The organism is Nocardia amamiensis NBRC 102102 (assembly GCF_001612745.1).
In the GTDB taxonomy this organism is placed as follows: domain Bacteria; phylum Actinomycetota; class Actinomycetes; order Mycobacteriales; family Mycobacteriaceae; genus Nocardia; species Nocardia amamiensis.
This window is the reverse complement of sequence record NZ_BDBA01000251.1, coordinates 1-5,004: the sequence shown is the minus strand read 5'-3', so window position 1 is coordinate 5,004 and position 5,004 is coordinate 1. Positions and strand designations below refer to the sequence as shown.

6 protein-coding genes are annotated in these 5,004 nt (G+C 66.4%); all 6 read right to left on the bottom strand.

Annotation, left to right across the window (positions count from 1 at the left end):
• Positions 1–64 precede the first annotated feature (64 nt).
• The 6 genes from NA4_RS33610 to NA4_RS33585 all read right to left on the bottom strand — a co-directional run bounded on the left by NA4_RS33610 (position 65) and on the right by NA4_RS33585 (position 4,548).
• The gene (locus NA4_RS33610) at positions 65–2,038 is read right to left on the bottom strand and encodes a ParB/RepB/Spo0J family partition protein (protein WP_067479373.1); all 1,974 of its coding nucleotides are present in this window, start codon (positions 2,036–2,038) and stop codon (positions 65–67) included.
• Between the two features lie 158 nt (positions 2,039–2,196).
• Positions 2,197–2,343: a hypothetical protein gene (locus tag NA4_RS33605; protein WP_157129458.1), complete on the bottom strand. Its 147-nt coding sequence runs from the start codon at positions 2,341–2,343 to the stop codon at positions 2,197–2,199.
• Positions 2,344–2,384: 41 nt separating this feature from the next.
• A complete protein-coding gene (locus NA4_RS33600) occupies positions 2,385–2,789 on the bottom strand; it encodes a hypothetical protein (RefSeq protein WP_067479369.1) in 405 nt (134 codons plus the stop codon).
• 38 nt (positions 2,790–2,827) lie between these two features.
• Positions 2,828–3,100, bottom strand: coding sequence for a hypothetical protein (locus NA4_RS33595; protein ID WP_067479367.1), 273 nt, complete (start codon positions 3,098–3,100; stop codon positions 2,828–2,830).
• The gene (locus tag NA4_RS33590) at positions 3,097–3,294 is read right to left on the bottom strand and encodes a hypothetical protein (RefSeq protein ID WP_067479365.1); all 198 of its coding nucleotides are present in this window, start codon (positions 3,292–3,294) and stop codon (positions 3,097–3,099) included. Before NA4_RS33590 ends, NA4_RS33595 begins: the two co-directional genes overlap by 4 nt.
• Positions 3,295–3,558: 264 nt before the next feature.
• Complete coding sequence (locus NA4_RS33585; RefSeq protein ID WP_067479363.1) at positions 3,559–4,548, bottom strand: DUF4192 family protein; 990 nt, start codon at positions 4,546–4,548, stop codon at positions 3,559–3,561.
• Positions 4,549–5,004: the final 456 nt, after the last annotated feature.

The following is a 5,004-nucleotide window of genomic DNA, read 5'->3' as shown; positions in this document are numbered from 1 at the left end:
CCGCGCCCGCGCTGGGCCGGGGCGGGCCGGAACCGTGGTGGTGGTTCCGGCCCGCGCTGGCTGGTCAGGCTGCGAGTGGTGCGGCCTGGTAGTCGTCGCCGGGGTCGTTGTCCTCGGCGGCGGGGGTGTGCGCCTGGTCCGGTTCGGCGTCGGGGATGTCCTCGGCCGGGTCGACGGTGGGCGGCGCGGTGGGTTCGGCGGCCGGGGTGGCGGTCTTGTTGCGCGTCGTCCTGGGCTTGGTCGCCTTGGTCGCGGTCGGCTTCGGCTTGGCGGTGGCCTTCTGGCTGGCCTGGTCGGTGAGGGTTCCGGCGGCTCCGACTTCGGCCTTGGCTTCGGCCTCCAACGCTGCGGTGAGGGTCATCTCACCGAGTAGCGCCAGCTCGAGCGGCGTGGGCTGGTAGCCGGGCTTGTGGTTGCGGCCCTTGCCGGTTTCGCACTTGCGGAGTTGGGCGATCATCTCGCGCGGTGCGCGCTTGAGGTCGGTCGTCCAGAACACCCCGGATTGCGGGTGCAGCACGCGCCAGTATTCGGGCTTGGGCTTCTTGTCCGGGTGCAGGTAGTTCGGACGCTGCATCCGGGCTTCGAGCGAGCCGAGCGCCAAACCGATCAGCATCACGGCCGCACGTGGGTCGGTCATGTCCGCGAACATCTTGCCGTCGCGGGTGATGTCGGCTTCCTTGACGCCGAGCAGTTCGGCGGCCAAGGCAATGGCGTTGTTCTCGTTGATGATTCCGGGGTCGGTGAACAGCAGTTTCGCCGCCCACGCGAGCAGACCGGCCGGGGGCTTCTCGGCCGTCTTGCCGTCGCGTCCCCACAGCTTCGCCAGCAATTCGGCCTCGAACTTGCGGCGGTTCTCGGTGGCGGCGCGGGCGTATTTGTTGCCCGCGAGCACGATTCGGTTATCGGCGCGCTTGCGCTCCTTCTCCTCGGCGCTGGGGATGTGCGGGGTGTCGCGGCTGAACTTCAACCCGGCCGCCTTGGCCTCGGTGCAGTAGTAGACCGGCTCGAAATACAGGTCCATACCCCCTTCGGGGTTCTCGACCTCGCTGGGCTCGAGGTATACCGCCCACTGCTTGGGGTCGGTGATGTCCTCGACGCTGGCGGGGCTGCCGTCTTTGCGGTACAGGCAATCGAGCGGGCTCGTCTGCTCGACCCCGTACCAACTGGAGGGCTTGGCCTCGAGGATGGTGAAGCCGCGTGCGGTGTAGGACTCGGCGGCCTTGGCGCGCTCGGCGGCCATATGCCGTTCCTCGCGCAGCTTGGCAACCTCGGCGGTGAACGTGCCCTTTCCGGCGGCGGTGAACAGCCGCTTTTCGGCGGCTTCCTCGCCCTCGAATTCCATCAGGGCTTCGGCCTGGCGGAAGGTCAGTTGCCCGTCGGCGGCGATCGTGCGGGCGCGCTCGGACTTGCGGAGGGCCTTGACCGCGCGTGCCTCGGCGGCGTCGATTCCGAGTTTGCGCCCGGCCTTGGCCGGGGTGATGCCGGGCAGGTCCAAATAGTCTTCGACCGCCGAGAGAACATCGCCGGAGGTCATGCCCTCGCGGTCTTCGTTCTCGATGAGTCCCGCTTCGATCTTGGCCGCCTTGATGGCGTCGGCGTCCTTGCCGGACAGGGTTTTCAGAACGATGCTGACCTTTTCCACACCGGCCTCACGGGCGGCGAGAATGCGGCGCTGACCGGCGATCATCTCGATTCGGCCGTCCGCGTTGATGTAGGCGGGCGGCTCCTGGACAAAGCCGTGTTCCTTGACCGAATTGATGGTGCGTTTCTTGACCGACACCTGCGACTTACGGACGTTGTAACCGATGGTGACCTCGTCGGGGTGCACATCGATCACGAGCTTTCCCGAGGGGCTGGCGGCGAGTCGTTCCCGGAGTTCGGAGATCGTGAATCCGCCTGCGGTCGGTTCGGCCTCGGCTTCGGTTTCGGGAGCGGTTGCGGCCGGTGCGGTCGTGTCGGGCTGCGCGGTGTCGGGGGCTTGGTCGGCGGGGGCCTGGTCGGCGTCGACGGCGCGCGGTTCGATGGTGCTGGTTGTCATGGTGGTGCTTGTCTCCTATGGTGGAGGGTCAAAGCACCGGGCGGGTACCCTCCGCCCGGTGCTTTGGTGTCTGACTTGGGTTCTGCTGTGATCGGTGTCAGCCCGGCGGGCTGCGGGCCGATCGGTTGGGGGCCTTCACTGGCTGCCGGTCGGCGGGCCTAGATGTAGCCCAGTTCGATGAGCCACGACTTATGGCCGTGCTCGCATACGCCGTCCGGCTCGACGCGGCAACCGTCCGTGGCTTCGGCGATTCCGTCCGATACCCACTGTTTGGCCTGGGCGAGTGAGGGCCTTTTCTTGGGCACGCTGGTGGTTTCCTTTCTGTCGTGCGGATTTTTGGGGTTGGTCACGCATAGTCGAATACCGGCGAGTCCGGGTCGAAATAGGTGGTAACGGCTTCGTCGTCGCTCTGGTACCGTCCCCGCAGCTTGGCGAGTGCGGTGGTGTAGAACTCCTCGAAACCCTTGCGGCTGAAACGCGCGGCGGGGAGGGTGGCAATGGTGACCTCTCGGCGGCTGAAACTGAGATTCAGTCGCTGCGTGACGAAAATGTCTCCGATCGTCTCGTGCATGGTGCCGAGAACGGCGGTATATCCGGTGCCCTTGTGGTGCATGACTTTCAACGTCGCGCGCTTCTGCTCTCCGGACTCCGCACGCGGGCCGACCGGCCAACTAGCGGTGATGAGTCGGTCGTCGGTGTCGCGCCGGGGCTCGGCGGCGGGGCTGTTCTGCTGGGTCTCGGTGGTGCTCATGTGTTCCTTCCTGTTTCCGGTTGGCACTGGTTGTGCCGTTATCGGGTTCCGGTCTTGTAGGCGCTGCCGAAATGGCTGTGCGGGATGGCGGCGGCGGGGTAGAGCGTGCGCCCGCCGGAGGCTTCGCAGCCGTCGCAGCGCGAGTGGCTGAAACCTCCTTCGCCGCCGGTCTCGGTGAGTACGTGGTCGGGCCAGTACTCCGACATGCGCTCGGCCGCCGCTGTTTCCTCGGCGGTCTGCGCGCCGCGTCCGAGCACCCTGACGCAATCGGTGCAAATCCACAGGTCGCGGATTATGTCGCTGTCGCTCATGCCACCTCGATTTCCATATCCGGCGCGATGTAGGAGTTTCCGCACGCTCCGGTTTCGAGGCGCTTATAAGTGATGTACAAGTAAGACTCGTATTTCTTGGGTTCGGTGAGAATTTCCGCCGGTCCCCAGGATTGCGGGGCAAGTCTTACGCGGTCACCGGCTTTCAGGTCGCGCGCCTTGATGAGTGTTCTCATTTCCGTGCATCTTCCTTATAAAGGTCGGTTGCTGTTCGGAAATCAGCCGGGGAATGGTGCGCCCCGGTGCGGAATCGGCCGGGCTGTTCCGGCTTCCGATCCCGCTGTGATCTCGGGTTTCACGCTATGGAGTTCTCAAGGAGCTGGGTTGCGGTCCGGTTTCCCTTCCCGCCCCTCTGTTATTAAATCTTACGCAATTCACGCATGTCACGCAATTCTAAGAGGTGTGATGCCAGTCACTCTGAGAATGGCGTAGGTGGGCGTCTATCCGGTGTAGTCGGGGACGGCTATTCCGAATTTCTCGGCGGCGATTTGTCCGGCCGCGAGAAAGCGGCGGATGAGGTCGGGCCGGAATGCGCGCGCGTGGGCGGTGGTCACGAAATTGATCAGGGAGAGGTTTTCGGCCCTGGCGGCGCGGGCGGCGGTCTGGGCGTGGCTGATGGCCTCGTAGGAGGCGACGCCTTGGCCGGTGACGTAGTAGAGGGTCGCGGCGGCGGCGAGCAGGTGCGCGCGGGGCAGGGCGCGCAACTGGTTGGCGATGTCGATATAGATCGACGCGGCGGCGTCCAGATCGATCAGGCCGACCCCGAGCAGGGCGTCACGCGCGGCGGGGTCGACGGTGGCCAGGATGCTCACGCGCGCGGCCAGTCCGGGGCCGGGGTAGCCGTTGACGGCGATTCGGTCGGCGAGTTCGCGCAGGACGGCGGCGGCGAATCCGGGCCGATTGCTGTGAATGGCGGCCGTGCGGCGGGTGATGAAATCCGGTGTGGTGGTGGGGATGTAGCGGGCGGCGATGTCGGCGCGCGCTTCGAGGATGCGGTGTCCTCGGGCGACGACGGCGACGGCTGCGGCGCTGGTGTCCGGGTCGGGGATGGTCCCGCCGCCTTGGTTGTCGAGGTCGGTCCACATCGCGCCCGGGGTGATGTGCCAGGTGTGGGCGCGCGACAGTACGGGGATGGCGTGGGCTTCGAGGTGATCGCGCACGATATCGGCGAACGCCAGGCCCGCGCTGGTGCGGGCGGGGTGGGCGAGCACGACGATTCGGGCGGTTTCCATCTGGTGGTCGTGGGCCACGCGGGCGATGTGGGCGGCGAATCCGGCGCGGTCCTGGTCGATGGCGGCCGGGATCACGGTATCGATGTGCCCGTGCTTGGTGAAGATCAGGCACAGGCAGTTCTCGGGGTAGTACCGGAGCATCGCCGGTATGGCGGCGATCAGGTCTCCGGTGGTCAGCCGCTCGAGTGTGGTGGTCAACGCTGGGGCCTTCCTGGGTGTGTGGCGGCCGGTTCCCTGGTGGTCCCGGTCTCTCTCGCCTGACTCTATTCTAGCAGTTTTGCACGCATATCACGCATTTCACGCAATGTTCGAGATGTGGTGATTCGCACATTCTTTTCGTTTGTTTCTGCTGGTCAGATGGGGTTTTTTGTGCCTTTGGGAGTGCCTGCCCCTCCGGCGAGGAGCGGGGGTCCGGCGGGCGGAGCCCCCGTGCGCGGCCGGCAGGCCGCGAGGTGGTTCGGCGGCGCGGGCCTGATACAGGGAGGGGGCTGGGTGTCGGTGTGTTCCTTCGGTCGGCCTGGAGCAGGGAGCGCGCGCCAGGCCTCGGTGTGCCAGGTGGAGCGCCCGCAGCGCAGCGAGGACGTACGACCTGGCGCGCCGATGCCTGGTGTGCGATCGTCGCGGAAGGTCGGCCGAAGGGGCGCGCCGGCGCCC